10 protein-coding genes and 2 pseudogenes are annotated in these 18,414 nt (G+C 52.7%); 9 read left to right on the forward strand and 3 right to left on the reverse strand.

The window, feature by feature from the left end; all coding sequences use genetic code 11:
• Positions 1-32: 32 nt before the first annotated feature.
• Positions 33-986 (reverse strand): sugar kinase, encoded by a 954-nt coding sequence (locus B3Z23_RS06850; RefSeq protein ID WP_294904677.1) that lies wholly within the window; start codon positions 984-986, stop codon positions 33-35.
• Positions 987-1,007: 21 nt separating this feature from the next.
• Entirely contained in the window at positions 1,008-1,835 is an 828-nt protein-coding gene (locus B3Z23_RS06855; protein WP_294904680.1) for a DeoR/GlpR family DNA-binding transcription regulator, read from the reverse strand.
• A gap of 513 nt (positions 1,836-2,348) precedes the next feature.
• On the opposite strand from B3Z23_RS06855, the gene pfkB reads away from it, so the two are divergent.
• The 9 genes and pseudogenes from pfkB (at position 2,349) to katG (ending at position 17,544) form a co-directional block, all read left to right on the forward strand.
• Positions 2,349-3,263, forward strand: coding sequence for a 1-phosphofructokinase (pfkB, locus tag B3Z23_RS06860; protein ID WP_294904683.1), 915 nt, complete (start codon positions 2,349-2,351; stop codon positions 3,261-3,263).
• Between the two features lie 12 nt (positions 3,264-3,275).
• Positions 3,276-4,655: pseudogene (locus B3Z23_RS06865) on the forward strand (PTS fructose transporter subunit IIC); the annotation flags it as partial.
• Between the two features lie 78 nt (positions 4,656-4,733).
• Positions 4,734-5,489: pseudogene (locus tag B3Z23_RS18720) on the forward strand (HPr family phosphocarrier protein); the annotation flags it as partial.
• A 255-nt stretch (positions 5,490-5,744) separates the two neighbouring features.
• Entirely contained in the window at positions 5,745-6,728 is a 984-nt protein-coding gene (gene lacD / locus B3Z23_RS06875; protein ID WP_349677218.1) for a tagatose-bisphosphate aldolase, read from the forward strand.
• A 459-nt stretch (positions 6,729-7,187) separates the two neighbouring features.
• Positions 7,188-8,288 carry an NADH:flavin oxidoreductase/NADH oxidase gene (locus B3Z23_RS06880; protein WP_294904689.1) on the forward strand — a complete coding sequence of 367 codons (1,101 nt, stop codon included), beginning with the start codon at positions 7,188-7,190 and terminating at the stop codon, positions 8,286-8,288.
• A gap of 685 nt (positions 8,289-8,973) precedes the next feature.
• Entirely contained in the window at positions 8,974-11,676 is a 2,703-nt protein-coding gene (cphA, locus tag B3Z23_RS06885; RefSeq protein ID WP_294904692.1) for a cyanophycin synthetase, read from the forward strand.
• A 19-nt stretch (positions 11,677-11,695) separates the two neighbouring features.
• Entirely contained in the window at positions 11,696-13,879 is a 2,184-nt protein-coding gene (locus tag B3Z23_RS06890; RefSeq protein WP_294904695.1) for a cyanophycinase, read from the forward strand.
• A 63-nt stretch (positions 13,880-13,942) separates the two neighbouring features.
• On the forward strand, positions 13,943-15,160 hold the full coding sequence (locus tag B3Z23_RS06895) for a M14 family metallopeptidase (RefSeq protein ID WP_294904698.1): 1,218 nt from the start codon (positions 13,943-13,945) through the stop codon (positions 15,158-15,160).
• A 182-nt stretch (positions 15,161-15,342) separates the two neighbouring features.
• Positions 15,343-17,544 (forward strand): catalase/peroxidase HPI, encoded by a 2,202-nt coding sequence (gene katG / locus B3Z23_RS06900; protein WP_294904700.1) that lies wholly within the window; start codon positions 15,343-15,345, stop codon positions 17,542-17,544.
• A 476-nt stretch (positions 17,545-18,020) separates the two neighbouring features.
• Here katG and B3Z23_RS06905 read toward each other — a convergent pair whose 3' ends face one another.
• On the reverse strand, positions 18,021-18,407 hold the full coding sequence (locus tag B3Z23_RS06905; RefSeq protein WP_294904703.1) for a hypothetical protein: 387 nt from the start codon (positions 18,405-18,407) through the stop codon (positions 18,021-18,023).
• Positions 18,408-18,414: the final 7 nt, after the last annotated feature.

The following is an 18,414-nucleotide window of genomic DNA, read 5'->3' on the forward strand; positions in this document are numbered from 1 at the left end:
AGGCCCTATCGCAGGGAAGCGGCTATATAGCGTTAAACAGCAACCAATTGGGTTATCTGAGCGAGGGAAGACAGTCCTTCCATCGGACCTTTGTTGGAAACAGCAATAGCCCCGCTGGTATTAGCGAACTCCAGTGCCTGACGGATGGGATATCCCGCCAGTAACAGGCTGACAAAAGTTGCGCCAAAACAGTCACCCGCCCCGGTAGGATCAATCACTTCACCGCCGGAGCCTTTGACATGTAATTCATTCAGACTGCCCGCCGTCATCTGATAATGGCTGGCTCCTTGTGGACCTCGTTTAACCACTACATGAGCAATACCGTTATTCAGCAGTTCCTGAATAACCGACGATTCACTCTGATGTTTTCTGCTGGAAAAATGGGCAACTTCACTCTCGCTGGGCAGGAAAATATCGGTATATTCCAGGATGAAGTCAAAGGCTTGCTCCATCTCCGGAATATTGAGCATCTCTTTACGAATATTGGGGTCAAACGAGACCGTGCCGTTGTTTTGCTTAACGATTTCGATGACCTTGTGCATGGCCTCAATCATGCGAAATGAAAACAGCGACGAGCCCATGATATGAAAATGGTTGCACTGGCTGAGCAGTGTGACATCAATCAGCCGTGCATTAAAACACCCGCAGGCACTGTCAGGAATATTGAAAATAAAGTCGCGTTCAGTTTGCGTCCGGTAACTGACGAAGGCTGTGCCGGTCGGTGCCTGTCTGGCCACAGAAATGCCCGCAGTATTCACCCCTTCACGTTGCAGCCTTGCAATATTCATCCGGCCAAAATCATCATTACCCACACAGCCAAACAACGTCGAACCGAACCCGAGCCTGGCGACCTGCGCCGCGAAAATAGCTGGTGCGCCGCTGGGATAAGGGCCCAGAAATTCTCCGGCTTCGCTGAAGCCCTGATTAGGGTTTTTCGACAGGAACTCAACCAGCAGTTCACCCATGGTGCAAATATTCACTGACATTATGGCTCCTTGTTATCCCGCTTAAGGGGTGGCTGACCAGCTAAAACATTCGTTATTACTGTACTGGATGCTGAATCCGGCCTCTGATAACTGAGGCTGATAGTGCTGCTGTATAAAGCGACTGGTCACCAGACGGCTGGCCTGAGCTAAATAACCTGCCGTTGAGGGTGTGTCTGACCGTGCCGGTTGACCGGTAATAATCACTGTACTTTGTTGTGCAGAATTAAGACCTGCCTGGTAAAACCCGGATAATAAAGGCTGACTGACCATTAGCCCTCCGTCAGATTCGCGAATACCGGCCTCAAAAATAAAGTGATCAACGGTATATCTGCTCAGACACTCCTCCAGTGAGTTGCCCGCCAGTAACGACAGCGGTGCCATTAACTCATCGCCAGCCACAATGATATCACCCTCAATATATTGTTCGGCCAGTAATGCGTGGTGCAGATCATTCACTATCAGTTTCAGCCCGTTGAATTCACTCAGAAAGGGAATCACCCGCCGGATAACACTCCCTTCCCCCAGGAAAACGGTCTGAAACGGGCTGATCGTCCTGGCGCAATGACGGGCAATTTCCAGCTGCTGCGCGAGTGTCAGCGTTTTCCCGGTCACCGGTAAAGGACTTTCATCGGGGGTGGACAGGGAATGGTAAGCCGGAGTCGCGATCGCTCCGCCAAATGATCGCTTCAGATAACCTTGTTGCTCCAGATAGCTGAGGTCACCCCGGATAGTCACTCCGGATACGCCAAGCAGAGCAGAGAGATCTTCCACTTTAATCTCACCATGTTCGCCAACCAGTTCGGCAATTTTTAGCCTGCGTTTCAACAGATTCGATGATTTCCTGGGCACAGCTCCCCCGTTCCTATGCTTATCGAGAGAGTCACTATAACGTTGACTTTTTCCAAATGAAAGTCAGCCGAAAAGTTATCAGTAAACCTGAAAGTTATTCGTCACAATTCTGACAGTTTTACAAAATATGTGTGCCAGAACCTCTGAGTGCTATCGACTATATCACTATGATTGTTAGATTTATTTGCGAATTATCACGTTATCAGAGGGTGATGGCTATTCTGTGAGTTGGCCCGAAAAATGAAAGTATCCACTATTTATCTTTCAGTTTGAAAGTTAAAGCGCAAAATCGTGTCACCGGTCACGCTTTAACCGGATAACTACTGATACATTTATTACAAAATGAAGGTTAATCGTTTTTTTCTTTCATTTTTAAATTTATAACCAGGAGAGTCAGGAGGCGACTCACCGGCTGGCGAAGGTAACGGCAATGTGGACGGCCAGGAGAACAGGGCAGCAGCCTGCTCAGTTTATCCGGCCTCCTCGAGTCAGGAGACAACAAGGCAGGACATTGTGATTTATACACTGACGTTAAATACGGCAATCGATATGAATATTACCTGTGATGCGATTCACCCGGGAGTGGTTAACCGCACTCACCGCACTGATTACTGCCCGAATGGCAAAGGGGTGAATGTCGCACTGGTACTTCATCACTTCAATCAACCGGTCCATATCCTGGGGATATTTGGCGGATTTACCGGGCAATACATTGTAGAAGAACTTACTGCCCGCCAGCTTAGTGTCACCCCGGTTTGGGTGGATAACCCAACGCGAATCAATGTGTTTATCAATGATGGTTGCCAGGAATACAAACTGGTTAATCCGGGTAATAAAGCTGACCAGCAATGTTGCCAACAGGTGCTTCTCCTGCTGGAAGCGCTGACAGCCGGAGACGCTCTGGTGATCAGTGGCAGTCTTCCGCCTGGCATTGGCAGTGAGTTTTACCGGCAAATTGTTGAACTCTGTCACGCAAAGCAGTGTGAGGTGATTCTGGATATCAGTCATCCGTCACTTAAGCAGTTGCTTAGTCAGCGTCCGTTACTGATTAAGCCCAATGATGAGGAGCTGGAGGAAATCTTTGGCTTACCGGCCGGTAATGAAGCGCAGATTCGACGGGCGATGTCCCTACTGCATGATGCCGGCGCGCGTAATGTGTTACTCACCCTGGGGAGCCGGGGAATGTATTTTTCAAACGGCGGGGCGCTGTGGTTCTGTACGGCACCTTCTGTTGAGCTTGTCAGTTCTGCCTGTGCAGGGGACGCAGCGCTCGGCGCATTCCTGAGTGTCTGGGCGGAGGGCGGGGAAGTCACAGAAGCTCTGCGGCTGGCCAGCGCGACCGGAGCCGATGTGGCCGGTTCTGCAGGATTAGGAACGTTATCGGGAATTAACCAGTTACTCGGGCAGACAGAGACCCGCAGATTATAACAGAGGTCAAAAATGAAAAAAGTCATTGCGGTGACGGGCTGCCCGACAGGGGTCGCCCATACCTTCATGGCGGAAGAAGCGCTGAGAATGGCCGCCGAAAAGGCAGGTGTACCGATTAAGATAGAGACTAACGGTGCATCCGGAGTAGAAAATGCAATAACGGCAGAGGATTTAACCGACATTTACGGGGTAATTATTGCCGCAGACAAAGATGTGAATCCGGGCCGGTTTGATGGCTTACCGGTGATTGAAGTGCCTGTGAAGCAGGGGATACACCAGGCGACTGAGTTAATTCAACGGGTAATCAGGGGGGAAGGGATTATCCGCCAACCGGCGGCTGGCAGAGGAGAACAGCCTGCTGTTGGCAAAGCTACTCAGGAGTCTGTGAGCCGGCAGGTGTATAAACACCTGATGAGTGGTGTCTCTAATATGCTGCCTTTTGTGGTGTCCGGCGGCATATTGATAGCCCTGTCATTTTTGTGGGGGATATATTCCGCAGACCCGACAGCGGCTGATTATAATCCGATTGCCGCCACACTGATGAAGGTTGGACAGCAGGCATTTGCCATGATGGTGCCGGTATTTACCGCCTTTATTGCCTTTTCGGTGGCCGGTCGTCCTGGAATGGTGGCGGGTTTTGTCGGGGGGCTACTGGCCAATGCCACCGGGGCAGGTTTCCTCGGCGGGATTATCGCGGGTTTCTTTGCCGGGTATTTTATGTTGTGGATGAAACACCTGTTGCGGAGGCTGCCACGGCAATATGAAGGCCTGAAATCGATTTTTCTGCTGCCGTTGTCCGGGGTACTGGTAACAGGCGTACTGATGGTCTTGCTGGGGCAACAGGTGGCGGCCATTAATAATGGCATGATGCTGTGGCTAAGTTCTTTGCAGCAGGCCAGTCCGGTGCTGTTAGGCATTGTCGTGGGGGCGATGTGTTCCTTTGACTTTGGCGGGCCGGTGAATAAAGCGGCTTATGTCACCGGAACGTTATTGCTGGCCCAGGGGAATGATTACTTTATGGCGGGTGTTTCCGCAGCCTGTATTACACCGCCACTGGTCATTGCCTTTGCCACCACGCTGTTTCCTAAAGGATTCACCACGGAAGAGCGGGCGGCGGGACTGGTGAATTATATTTTAGGTTGTACTCATATTACCGAAGGCGCGATTCCTTTTGCAGCAAAAGATCCGGTAAGAGTGATTCCGCTAATGATGATTGCCTCATCGATATCTGCCGTGCTCAGTTACAGCATGCATATCCAGGTGCCGGCACCTCATGGGGGCTTTCTTATTCTGCCACTGGTCAGTAAACCCCTGGTCTGGGTGGCCTGTATTCTGGCAGGGTCGTTAGTCGGCGCGGTGATGCTGGGAATGCTTAAAATCTGGCAGTCGCGCCGCAGTTTGCCCGAAGCCTCCGGGATGCCAACCGACTCATCATCACACTCCGGATCGGCTATCACGCTGACCCGCGAGATGATTCGCCTTGAACGCCGGGCCTTGAGTAAAGATCAGGCACTGACCGAACTGGCCGCTACCCTGCAACGGAGTGGGTTGACCGGCCCCGGCTATCTTCAGGGCATTCTGGCGCGTGAAGCGATAACCAGCACCTACCTGGGGAATGGTATTGCGGTACCCCACGGGACACCGGAAAGTCGGGATCAGGTGATAAACACCGGGGTGCGCATTCTGGCCTGCCCACAAGGTGTGGACTGGGGCGAAGGCAATACTGCCCGTCTGATTATTGCCATTGCTGCAAAAAATAACGAACACCTGGAGATATTGCGCAATCTTGCCCGTTTACTGGGGGACGACAGTGTCGGCCAGGCCTTAACGACAGTCAGCGACGAGCAGCAGGTGTTGAGTATTCTGCAGAGGCAACCTACTGCTGAACCTGCTCCGGTAGCCATGGAGACCCAGGGAGAAGAAAGCGCCATTTTTGTTCTGGCAAACAGTCACGGACTGCATGCTCGCCCGGCGGCAGAACTGGTCAGACTGATCCGCCAGTGGCCCGAAGATATTCTGATTGAGAATCTTGACCGGCCGTCAGCCCCGGTGAGCGGCCGCAGTATGATGAAGGTGATTGCCCTCGGCGCAAAACAGGGGCACCGGCTGAAATTTACTACCAGTGGTCCGAACGCCCGTGAAGCGTTAGCCGCCATCAGTACTGCTTTTGAGCAGCAGTTTGGAGAACAGGAATCGGTTGTACAACATCAGCTTCCTACGGTATGAAGATAATCCGCCAACACCAGGGGTGGAAATAAACAAAAACTGAAAAGTTAATTATCCGACTGACAGTGCGCGACTTTTATATTTATTTTATCTCTTTGGGTGTTTTTATATCCGGTGGATTTGTGTGTGCCATAAATTTGCGGGTTAAAATAAATAAAAATTAATTAATGAATAAAGGGTTTCGTCCGGCAACGGATGGGTAATCTGCCGCGCACTGTCATTTTTTTATTATTAATTCTTAACAGGTGAAATATGATTAAGCTGACTGAAAATAAAAAACAGGCGATGTTAAGACTGTCAGATAATGACGGGGTTATTGCAGCTCTGGCCATTGATCAACGAGGTGCATTAAAGAAAATGATTAAATCCTATAAACCTCAGGGGGCTGACGCACAGGATATTATTCGCTTTAAAACACTGGTGTCGAAAAATCTGACGCCTTTCGCGACCTCGATCCTGCTTGACCCTGAGTATGGCTTGCCGGCCGCTCAGGCCCGCGCGCAGAATGCCGGGTTGCTGCTGGCCTATGAGAAAACAGGGTACGATGCCAGCCAGCCAGGGCGGTTACCCGATTTACTGAATATCTGGTCAGCAAAAAGACTCAAAGAAGCGGGAGCCGATGCGGTTAAATTCCTGCTTTACTATGATATTGATGAGTCGGCTGAAATTAACAATCAAAAGCATGCTTTTATTGAGCGTCTGGGCGCTGAATGTGTGGCGGAAGATTTGCCTTTTTTCCTGGAGCTGGTTTCTTATGAGGCCAATATATCAGACTCCGGAAGTGTGGAATATGCACGAATAAAACCACACAAGGTTAATGATATGATGCGCGAATTTTCCAATCCCCGTTATGCAGTGGATGTCCTTAAAGTCGAAGTGCCGGTAAATATGCAATATGTTGAGGGATTTAATGGCGCTGGTGAGGCAGTTTATAGCCGTGAACAGGCGGCTGAATATTTCAGACAGCAATCCGAAGCCACAGACTTACCCTTTATCTTTCTGAGTGCCGGAGTCAGTGCCGATCTGTTTCGCCAGACGCTGCATTTTGCGCGGGCAGCGGGATCCACCTTTAACGGGGTGCTATGTGGCCGTGCCACCTGGGCTAAAGGGGTAGAGCCGTTTATTTCCCGGGGAGAGGAGGCAGCGACTGACTGGTTACTGGAGCATGGTAAAGTGAATATCCGGGAGTTGAATGAAACCCTGAAACAAACTGCCAGCTCCTGGCTCGATAAACTCTGAAAAGGGTTCATGTTTCTCTTTGACGGCCTGCGGGCCGTTTTTTTGTTTTTGAAAGACATCATTAAGCGGGTAAACAGCATGTACGGAGAGGCTGTTATCGGATGCCGGGCTTACAATGACTACGGGTAAATATTGCGGGTAATAATGTGCCGTAGCCCCCCACGGGAGGGAAGAACGGGGCCTTTGAACCTTAGCCCAACAGCATATTATCCGGTATTTACAGCCGCTCAGCCCCGTTGAAAGATCAGTTTGAGGATGGGTGGGTGAATAGGTGCTTATCAGTCAGGACGTAAAAACCTTTACACAGAGAGGAAAGATTCTCTGTGCGGGCGTAAGATTAAACGCGGTTGCAGAAACCAGCGCTTTATCGTGGTTGACTGAAGGCTATCAGTAACCGTTTGTTGTATCAGACGTTGTCCGTTCCGGACGATGTTTAACAGTAAACCGATTGAGGTAATTATGAGTCAACTATTCAGTCCTGTGAAACTGGGGCAACTTGCCCTCGATAACCGTATTGTGATTGCCCCGATGTGTCAGTACTCCGCACAGGAAGGATGCGCCGGCCACTGGCACACCATTCATCTCGGACATCTTGCTTTATCTGGTGCCGGATTACTGATTATTGAAGCGACAGCGGTTGAGGATATTGGCCGGATTTCACCTCAGGACTTAGGATTATGGGATGATAAAACGCAGTCTGCACTGGGGGCGGTAATCCGTCAGATTCGTGAAGTTTCGCCAATCCGTATTGGTATTCAACTGGGACATGCCGGCAGAAAAGCCAGTGTCAGTGCCCCCTGGCAGGGCGGTCATCCGTTGTCTGTACAGCAAGGTGGCTGGCAAACCGTTGCACCGTCAACCGTAGGCTTTCATGATGACGGATTACCTCCGGTGTCACTGAGTGCTACTGAGTTACAGGCAGTGAAACAGAAATTTGCTGACAGCGCACGTCGGGCTGTCGCATTAGGCTTAGATCTGATTGAAGTGCATGCGGCGCATGGCTATTTGTTGCATCAGTTCCTGTCGCCGTTGAGTAATCAACGTAGTGACGAGTACGGTGGAACGCTTGAAAATCGCATGCGTTTTCCGCTGGAAGTCTTTAGTGCAATTAAACAAGCTGTCGCAGATTCTGTGGCTGTCGGGGTCCGAATTTCTGCCACCGACTGGGTGGACGGTGGCTGGGATGTTGAACAGTCGCAAGTCTTCAGCCAGGCTCTGGAAGCTTTGGGATGTGATTTTGTACATGTCTCCAGTGGGGGATTGTCCGCACAGCAAAAGATTACCGTCGGTCCGGGTTATCAGGTGCCATTTGCCCGGGCGATCCGCAGCAAAGTGAAAATTCCTGTGATTGCCGTAGGACTGATCACCGAACCGCAACAGGCAGAAGATATTCTGCAACAAGGCGATGCTGATCTGGTGGCTCTGGCCCGTGGCATACTTTATGACCCACGCTGGCCATGGCATGCGGCAGCGGCACTTCATGAACAGGTCACCGTACCCAATCAGTATCTGAGATCTGAACCGCACGATGCCCGGGGTTCCCTGAAAGGCCGTTCATAGTTCCGCTAAGTATCAGCCACTGCCGCTTACCGTGAGAGGGCGGCAGTGAACTCTTTTTTATCAGTCACCTGATTGGCTGATGCCTGCATTCCCGCATCTTCCGGTGCTTATTACTTTCTCTGCCATTGCCGTGGATTAACCTACGAAATCTGTGCCATTGCGTCGCCGGTTTGTTTTCATCCGTGGCACTGGCAGAGTCATCATTCTGCACTATTCTGTTCCTGATACTTTGCCTGTTCCTGAGATGTAGTCTGTCCCTGACACCTTGTCCCACCAGTGCTACTCGCGGTTTTGGGTGTTTTATGACCGTTCAGTCAGCGCGGCATGGTCATCTGCGCTAAAGGCCAGAATATTGGCCCGATCTGTGCATATGTTTATGGCGAGATGGCGCGGTAACTCCTTTATCAGGAGTCAATGACGGACGAATGGGATGGTATCCACTTTCGCAAAGGGTAGCGAGAGGTCAGCCGTCAACCTCCGTTGCGGGCTTTAGGCGTCTCAGTCAGTAGTGCGCAGGGTCCGTTGGCGGTGAGCCACGGTTCGTCCCGGTATGCTAAGGCAGTCAGATAAATTCTGATGATTTGCATGTATGCAGCGCCTATCAATGTTCATCTCACACAGTGACGTGAACCAGATACGCAGCGGTCTTATTTCTGGTTTTTAGAGCATGAAGAAGGCGATTACTATGAATATTATTTCTACGTCAGTATTTGTTGGACCCAATACTTTTGCCCGGACACCTTTAATTCGCCTGACGGTGGATATCGACCCGCACTATGCCGAAAAACTGAACACCCTTGGCACTGAGGTTTATCAGGCGCTGGATCAGGTAGTTCCCGGGATGAGCAGCGATCCGGTGGATCAGGAACCTGGCATGTTGATTGCGCGGCTGGCGCTTAAATTACAACATCTGGCGGGGATGGAAGGCGGCATTGCCTTCACCGCAACATCGCAGGCGGACGATGAAGCCGAAGTTCTGTACAGTTATGAAACCGAAGACATCGGGCTGGAAGCCGGTGAAGTGGCCTGCGATATGCTGGTGGCACTCGCCCGGGCTGAAGCAGATGTCCGGGCGGTGGATCTCAGTCACCATATCGCCCGCTATCTGCGATACGCGGACAAACGGACACTCGGTCCGTCAGCCATGGAGTTAGTCAAAGCGGCTCAGGAGCGGGATATTCCCTGGTACCGGATGAATGATGCCAGCCTGATACAGGTGGGGCAGGGGAAATATCAGAAACGCATTGAAGCTGCACTGACCAGTAAAACCTCGCATATCGCCGTCGAAATTGCCGCAGACAAAAATATGTGCAACCAGTTGCTGGGGGATTTGGGACTCCCGGTGCCAAAACAGCGGGTGGTCTACGATGAGGATGAAGCGGTTTCGGCAGCTAACCGAATCGGTTATCCGGTGGTAGTGAAACCGCTGGATGGGAATCACGGGCGCGGCGTCTCGGTGAGTCTGACGGATGAACAGGCAGTTAAAAAAGCCTACGCGCTGGCTGAACCGGAAGGCAGTGCGGTGATTGTCGAGAGTATGATCCGTGGGGATGATCACCGTCTGCTGGTGGTTAACGGTGAACTGGTGGCGGCAGCCCGGCGAGTCCCTGGCCATGTGGCAGGTGACGGGATTCATACCATTCGTGAACTGATCGCTCTGGTGAACCAGGACCCGCGACGCGGTGTGGGGCATGAGAATGTCCTGACCCGGCTGGAACTGGATGAACAGGCCATCAGACTGCTGCAAAGCTATCGCTATACCGCCGACAGCATTCCCCCTTCAGGTGAGGAAGTCTACCTGCGGAAAACCGCTAATATCTCCACCGGCGGAACGGCGGTCGATGTCACGGATGTGATTCACCCGGACAATAAACTGATGGCTGAACGGGCGATTCTCGCGGTGGGGCTGGACGTAGGTGCCGTCGATTTTCTGACCACCGATATCACCAAAAGCTACCGTGAGACCCTGGGGGCGATTTGTGAGATCAATGCCGGACCGGGGCTGCGGATGCATATCTCCCCCTCCGAAGGTAAGCCCCGTGATGTGGGTGGCAAGATTATGGATATGCTGTTTCCGGCCGGCAGCCAGTGCCGGGTGCCCATTGCAGCATTAACCGGGACCAACGGTAAGACGACCTGTGCGCGCATGCTGAGCCACATCCTGAAAATGGCCGGTCATGTGGTCGGTCAGACGTCGACAGATGCGGTGCTGATTGACGGAAATGTCACGGTCAAAGGAGACATGACCGGCCCGGTATCGGCCAAAATGGTGTTGCGTGATCCGTCGGTCGATATTGCCGTGCTGGAAACCGCCCGTGGCGGGATTGTCCGTTCCGGTCTGGGATATATGTTCTGTGATGTAGGAGCAGTATTGAATGTGACCTCAGACCATCTGGGGCTGGGAGGTGTGGATACGCTGGATGAGCTGGCCAAAGTGAAACGGGTTATCGCCGAAGTCACCCGTGATACCGTGGTGCTTAACGCGGATAATGAATATACCCTGAAGATGGCCGCTCATTCTCCGGCAAAACACATTATGTACGTGACGCGCAATCCTGAGCATATGCTGGTTCGTGAGCACATCCGGCTGGGCAAACGGGCAGTCGTACTTGAGCAGGGGCTGAACGGTGAGCAGATCGTTATTTATGATAACGGAATGCAGATACCCTTAACCTGGACTCATCTGATCCCTGCCACTCTGGAAGGAAAAGCATTGCATAACGTTGAAAACGCAATGTTTGCCGCCGGAATGGCTTATGCGCTGGGGAAAACCCTCGATCAGATTCGCAGTGGCTTACGGACCTTCGATAATACCTTTTTCCAGTCTCCCGGCCGGATGAATGTGTTCGATGGTCACGGCTTCCGGGTGATCCTCGATTATGGACATAATGAAGCGGCTATTGGAGCGATGGTGGAACTGGTGGGACGTCTGAATCCACAGGGGCGTCGGCTGGTGGCGGTAACCTGCCCGGGGGATCGTCGGGATGAAGATGTTGCGGCCATTGCCGCGAAAGTGGCAGGGCACTTTGACAGCTATATATGCCACAGAGATGATGACCTGAGGGACCGCGGGCCGGACGAGATGCCACGCCTGATGAAACAAGCACTGATGTATCGGGGAGTGAAAGAAGAGGCGATTCAGATTGTTGAACAGGAAGTGGATGCGCTGAGCACCCTGCTGAAAATGGCTAACCGTAATGATCTGGTATTGTTCTTCTGCGAAAATATCACCCGTTGCTGGAAACAGATTATCAATTTTAAACCAGCCTTTGGTGAGGCACTTCCTGCTGCCGCTCCGGAGGTTTTACCGGTTCAGACCACCGATATCCCGGCGGGTTATCAGATAACTCAGGGTGAACGTGGCGTACTAATAATACCGAATGACTGACCGGTCTGATGAGATATTTATGACTAATTGCGTGACTTCAGAAAATAATCAGAAACCAAAACTGGCGGTAATCGGCGGCCGGCTGGAAGATGATAACACTGCCGTTTATCAGCAGATGCATCGCTTTTGTGGTGGACGGATTGTGGTTTTTCCCACGGCCTCTTCCGAGCCTGAAGCGGTCGGCGAAGAAACGCTGGCTGTTTTCAGAGCTCATGGCTTTGATGTGGTACTGGCACCGGTGTATGGGGAACATGCGGCAGAGGCGGCACATTCACCGGAGATTGTGGCGTTGATCCGTGAATATGGCAGCGTATTTTTCACCGGGGGTAACCAGGTCTTTATTACCGAAGCCCTGGCACCGGACGGTAACGAGAGTCCGGTACTGGCGGCTATCCGTGAAGCTTTTGCCGCCGGAGGGCTGGTGGCAGGTTCCAGTGCCGGAGCGGCGATGATGTCTGACACGATGATTGTCGGCGGCACCTCACTGGAAGCGGTGACCTACGGGATTATTCCGCACGAAGACCAGCCCGGCATGTTACTGGGCAAAGGGCTGGGATTTTTCAGCCAGGGTATTATTGACCAGCATTTTATTAAACGCGGGCGCTTTGGCCGGCTGGTGATTGCGCTGATGAACAGCGATGTCACCACCGGCTTTGGCGTTGACGAAAATACCGCAATGTTTATTCAGGGCAATGAAGCCAGTGTGTTGGGAGAGTACGGCGTGTTTGTGATTGATATGCAGCACGCCAGCTATGACACCACAGCCGGTACAGCAGAAAATATCCGCTTCAGCTATCTGGATAACGGTGACCGGTTACTGCTCGACACGCTGCAGGCACTGCCTCATCCTTCCAAAATCGCGGTTTCGCACGCGGATGTGGCTTACCGTGCGCCGGCCCGCTCACTGCGCAATGTGTTTGGTGCCTATACCCTTTACGACCTGCTGGCTCGTCTGGTGCTGGGTGATCCGACGAGTTACCAGAGTGACAGTGCCAGCGCTGTCGATCCCAACCGTGGGGAAGCCACCAGTGTCGGGTTTGAACGCATCGGGGGCAGTTCTCAGTCGCTGATCTCGATAAAAAATAATGAGTTACGGATGACCGCCATCGGTTACCGTGCCAGCCTGAATCATTTCCGGTTAGATGCCTCACAACTCACAGCCAGCCATTATCGTGCACTGGCGCGTGATTATGGGATTGAGCCGCAGGTCGATTCCCGTCTGATACTGCTCGGCTCTACGCCGTTGGCCTATGATTCTCTTTTGCTCGATGAAGTGCTGAATGCCTGTGTCGGTGCAGGCCCGGTAGGTATTCTTGCGGCGGCGTCGTCTGAGCCACGCAGCGAGGCGGCACGCTATGTCAGACGGCTTGAAGAACAGGGTATCGACAGCCTGGATTTGCGGGTTACCATCGACAATATTGAGCGGATCGGTCTTGACCCTGAACTGGTCGAACAGATTGCTTCCCTGAAGACCATTCTGCTGACTGGCGGAAATCAGATCCGTCTGGCAGAAGCCTTATTACACCGTGGTGAAGTGACGCCTGTTCTGCAGGCGTTGGTGGAGGCTTATGCGGCCGGGGCTACTATTATTGCGGTCAGTGGTGCGGCGGCGGCTTTGTCAGGATTTATGATTGCCGGTGGCAGTTCCTATGAAGCGATGCGCTTTGGTATAGCCTCAGATATGGGACGCCGTGGTCTGGTGATTCAGGAGGGACTTGGCTTATTCGGCGTGGGAGTGGTTGACCAGAATCTGATTTCTGCCGGGCGGCTGGGTCGTCTGGTGGTGGCCTGTGCTGAAGAAGGGGTACATTACGGGCTGGGTATCTGCGATGACAGTGGTTTTATCACCAACCATGATAATTCGTTACTGACGGTGATTGGGGCCAAAGGCGTGGTGCTGGTAGAAACTAACCGCTCGCAGATTACCCTGCAGGCGGATGAATTTATTGCCAGTGGTAATCAACTGACCTTTGCGCTGCCCGGAGATGTTATCAATCTGAATACCGGAACCGTGTTACGTCAGCAGCCGGTTGAGAAAGCTGATGAGATGCTCAGTCGGCTAACCGCAGACCTTATCGAGGATTGTGGGGACGATGGCAGAAGCAGTTATACAAAACGAGGTCCGATACAACTCAGTTATCAACCTACTGGCAGTGGTCAGGGAATACTCGATATCGAAAGTCTGCGCGAGAAACATGGCTAATCGCTGGCTGTTTATCGCCAGAGATGGCTGCAGATTTGCAGATTTTTACTCAGGTTTCGTTGCATGACAGCGAAATCAGGCAGCAGTACGACAATGCAGGAAATAATGATGACCAATGACTTTCAAACCGGCGAAGTGGTAGCCACCGATGAAATTTCAGCTACCGCCAGCCAGTATCCGCTGATTGCTCTTGAATCGGGTACTAAACATAGTGTCACTGCCTATCACTTTGGTGAACCGGGGGCCAGACCGAAAGCCTACCTGCAGGCTGGATTACATGCCGATGAGTTTCCGGGCATGCTGGTGTTACATTATCTGCGTCCAATGCTGGAGCAGGCTCAGCAACGGGGTAAACTGACAGGGGAAATAGTCCTGTTACCGCAGGCGAATCCGCTGGGGCTGACTCAGCACCATCAGGGATTTCTGAATGGTCGCTATGAAGCCGAAACCGGAAGTAACTTTAACCGGGATTTCCCGGAACTTGCGGCGGCAGTCGGAAAAAAAGTGGCGAAAAAACTGGGGCAGGATGCACAGGAAAATATCGCGTTGATTCGGGCTGAGATGGCCACCGTGCTGGCGGCAAAACGCCCGAAAAGTGCTATCGACAGCCTGCGGAATACGCTGCTGACACTGGCCCATGATGCTGACCTGGTATTTGATTTACACGCCGACAATGAGGCGCTGGTGCATATGTATACCGGGCCTGCGCTCTGGCCCGATGCCAGCGATATTGCTGCCGAGTTGGATGCGAGAGCGATACTGCTGGCTGATCTTTCCGGTGGAAATCCGTTTGATGAGGCCTGTAGCGCACCCTGGTGGCAACTGGCGGAGCGCTTCCCGGATAACCCCATCCCGCCGGCCTGTCTGGCGACCACCCTGGAACTTGGCAGCAATGATGATGTGGATATCCGTCAGGCTCAGGATCAGGCTGCGGCACTCTACCGGTTGCTGGAAAGACGTGGTGTGATCAGTGGTCCGGAGGCATCGGCGCTTCCGGCATTGCGTTGTGAAGCGACCCCTCTGGCGGCGATGTCACAGGTAAAAGCGCCGCAGGCAGGGCTGGTAGCTTATCATCTGCGGCTGGGGGACACGGTGAAGAAGGGGGATCTGATTGCCACGATTATCGACCCGCTGAAGGGGAGCACCGAAGTCCTGGCGGAGACCGATGGTATTCTGTTTGCCCGCCACAGTCAGACCTATGCCTGGCCCGGGAAAATAATCGGCAAAGTGGCCGGCAGTGAACCTCTGGACGGGCGCGAAGGATTACTGTTAAGCGATTAATCCGACCATGCGTGTCTCCGGCCGATCGGGGGCACGCGCTGGCAATCCCCCTCAGTGAACGCCTGATTCATCACAGACAGACCTGGTAAGGTATTAGCTATCAAAGAGATAGAAGCAGGCAGATAGGCGTCCGGCCAACTCCGCGTTAAGGTAACTCCGCTAAATACTATAAGGGGTTGCGCATGAGTCGTTCCGAAGAACCGAATAACAATACATTTTCCACAGCAGAGCCTGAGTCCGGGGCTGCTAAATGTCCTTTTCCACACAGCAAAACCAATAAAGTCGCCGGTGGTGGTACCCGCAACAGTGACTGGTGGCCCACACAACTGCGGGTAGATTTACTGAATCAACACTCCTCACGTTCCAACCCGCTGGGTGACGACTTTGATTACCGTCGTGAATTTGCCAGCCTGGATTATTATGCTCTGAAAGCCGATCTCCGTAAGCTGTTGACAGATTCACAGTCATGGTGGCCGGCTGACTGGGGCAGTTATATCGGGCTGTTTATCCGTATGGCATGGCACAGTGCCGGAACTTATCGTTCTGTCGACGGCCGCGGTGGCTCTGGGCGGGGACAACAACGTTTTGCGCCGCTGAATTCCTGGCCGGATAACGTCAGTCTGGATAAAGCCCGCCGTCTGCTTTGGCCGGTAAAACAACAGTACGGGCAGAAAATCTCCTGGGCCGATTTGTATATTCTGGCGGGTAATGTCGCCCTGGAAAATTCCGGATTTCGTACCTTTGGTTTTGCCGCGGGTCGTGAGGATGTCTGGGAAGCCGATCTCGATGTGAACTGGGGTGAGGAGAAAACCTGGCTGCAGCACCGCCATCCGGAAGCCCTGGCCGGTTCGCCGTTAGGGGCGACCGAAATGGGCCTTATCTATGTCAACCCGGAAGGACCGGAGCATAGTGGTGACCCCGCATCGGCGGCTCCGGCTATCCGTGCCACCTTCGGTAATATGGGGATGAATGATGAAGAGATAGTCGCGTTGATTGCCGGAGGCCATACCCTGGGTAAAACTCACGGTGCAGGACCTGCCAGCCATGTGGGTGCAGACCCGCAGGCAGCGCCAATTGAAGCGCAGGGACTGGGGTGGGCTTCGGATTATCAGAGTGGTGTCGGGACTGATGCTATCACTTCAGGTCTGGAGGTGGTCTGGACACAAACCCCGACCCAGTGGAGTCATTATTTCTTCGAAAACCTGTTTAACTATCAATGGGTACAGACGCGCAGTCCGGCAGGCGCAATCCAGTTTGAAGCAGTGGATGCCCCGGCATCGATTCCGGATCCTTTCCATCCGGGGATAAAGCGTAAGCCGACGATGCTGGTGACTGATTTAACCCTGCGTTTTGACCCGGAATTTGAAAAAATTTCACGGCGTTTCCTGAATGATCCGCAATTATTCAATGAAGCCTTTGCCAGAGCCTGGTTTAAACTGACTCACCGCGATATGGGGCCAAAATCCCGATATATCGGCCCTGAGGTTCCGTCAGAAGATCTGATCTGGCAGGATCCGCTGCCGGTGGCGAAGTATCATCCCTCACCGGAGGATATCCGTGCCCTGAAACAGCAGATTAAATCGTCCGGACTGTCGGTGGCTGAGCTGGTAAATGTGGCCTGGGCTTCAGCCTCTACCTTCCGCGGCGGTGATAAACGCGGCGGAGCCAATGGGGCAAGACTGGCGTTATTGCCGCAACGTCAGTGGCCGGTCAATGCGCTGGCAGCCAGTGTTCTGCCGGTACTGGAAAAAATTCAGCGCGAATCGTCGGTAGCTTCACTGGCGGATATTATTGTGCTGGCCGGTGTGGTAGGTCTGGAAACAGCGATTGCCGGTAGCAGTTTCGAGGTTGAAGTGCCGTTTACTGCGGGGCGGGTCGATGCCAGTCAGGATCAGACAGATATTGAGTCTTTCGGCTTTCTGCGCCCTGAAGCGGATGGTTTCCGGAATTATCGCGACAGTCATGCCACGTCACGCACCGAAGATTTGCTGATTGATAAAGCACAGCAACTGACCCTGACGGTTCCGGAGCTTACGGTATTGATCGGTGGAATGCGCGCTCTGGGAGCTAATTTCGACGGTAGTTTAGTCGGAGTGTTTAGTCATGTTCCGGGTCAACTGGATAACAGCTTCTTTGTGACATTGCTGGATATGCGGACCGAATGGCAGGCAACCGATGCAAACGCTGAACTGTTTAATGGTCGTGACAGGGTCAGCGGTGAGGTTAAATACCAGGCCAGTCGTGCCGACCTGATCTTTGGTTCTCATCCGGTCTTACGGGCCAACGCGGAGGTTTATGCCAGCGCAGATGCCGGCGAAAAATTCGTCCGTGATTTCGTGGCAGCCTGGACCAAAGTGATGAATCTGGATCGGTTCGATCTGTGATTATCCCCTGAATGAGTATCGGTTAATATCTTTCCCCACCAGTCACTGAGTAACACTGGTGGGGAAGGACAAATAACAGTTTTATCGATCGATACTGACCGTTCATTGCAGGTACGACCGCAGGCTCATAACCCCGATGAGCCCGTGAAATTCCTTTCTCAGTCACGTTATCAGACTCACCCCTGTCCGGTTGATGATCCTTACCCATCGAATCGCCAGTCGGTTGGTAATTACAGGCCCGGGGTTGACGGGTTCATGCGTAGCGGGTTACCCGGAGTAATTCACGCGGCCAGACAATCTGCGATTTACGGGGCAAATACAACGGATTCCCCCCACAAACTGAGGCTAACTGTACGGTAGTGCTGGAATTTGAACAGCAACTGGCACCGTTGCTGACGGAAAAATTGCTGTCGGTGTAGCGCAGAGAAACACGCGGTGAACTCAACAGGTTAACCGCGTGTCTCAGGGCAGGGTGCTTATTCGATGACCGGATGATGAATCATCGCAAACTCGGCGGTATTTTTCATCATCAACGGAAAACCCTGGCTAAATGCGCTGGCGGGTAGTTGATGGGCGTATTTACTGCCGGTGGCGGGTTCTCCCGGGGCTGCCTGTTTTCCAAACCAGGTCAGTTCAGAGATGAGTGCATTCGGGTTTTGTAATATCGACTGATCGTCATTGGCCCTGACATCCGACATTCCATTAATAGCCACCGCCTTCAGATATTTATTTCCGTCAAAACCCAGACCTTCATAGCTGAGCTGACCATTCTGATACCAGGTTTTTTCGAGCACCGACGCGCCGGGATCAGGATAACGCCGGACCTCTTCGGGCTTGCCGCTTTCGCGCCAGCGGGTTTCCATTCCGACA

Origin of the sequence: Tatumella sp. UBA2305 (assembly GCF_002345795.1) — a bacterium.
Lineage (GTDB): Bacteria > Pseudomonadota > Gammaproteobacteria > Enterobacterales > Enterobacteriaceae > Tatumella > Tatumella morbirosei.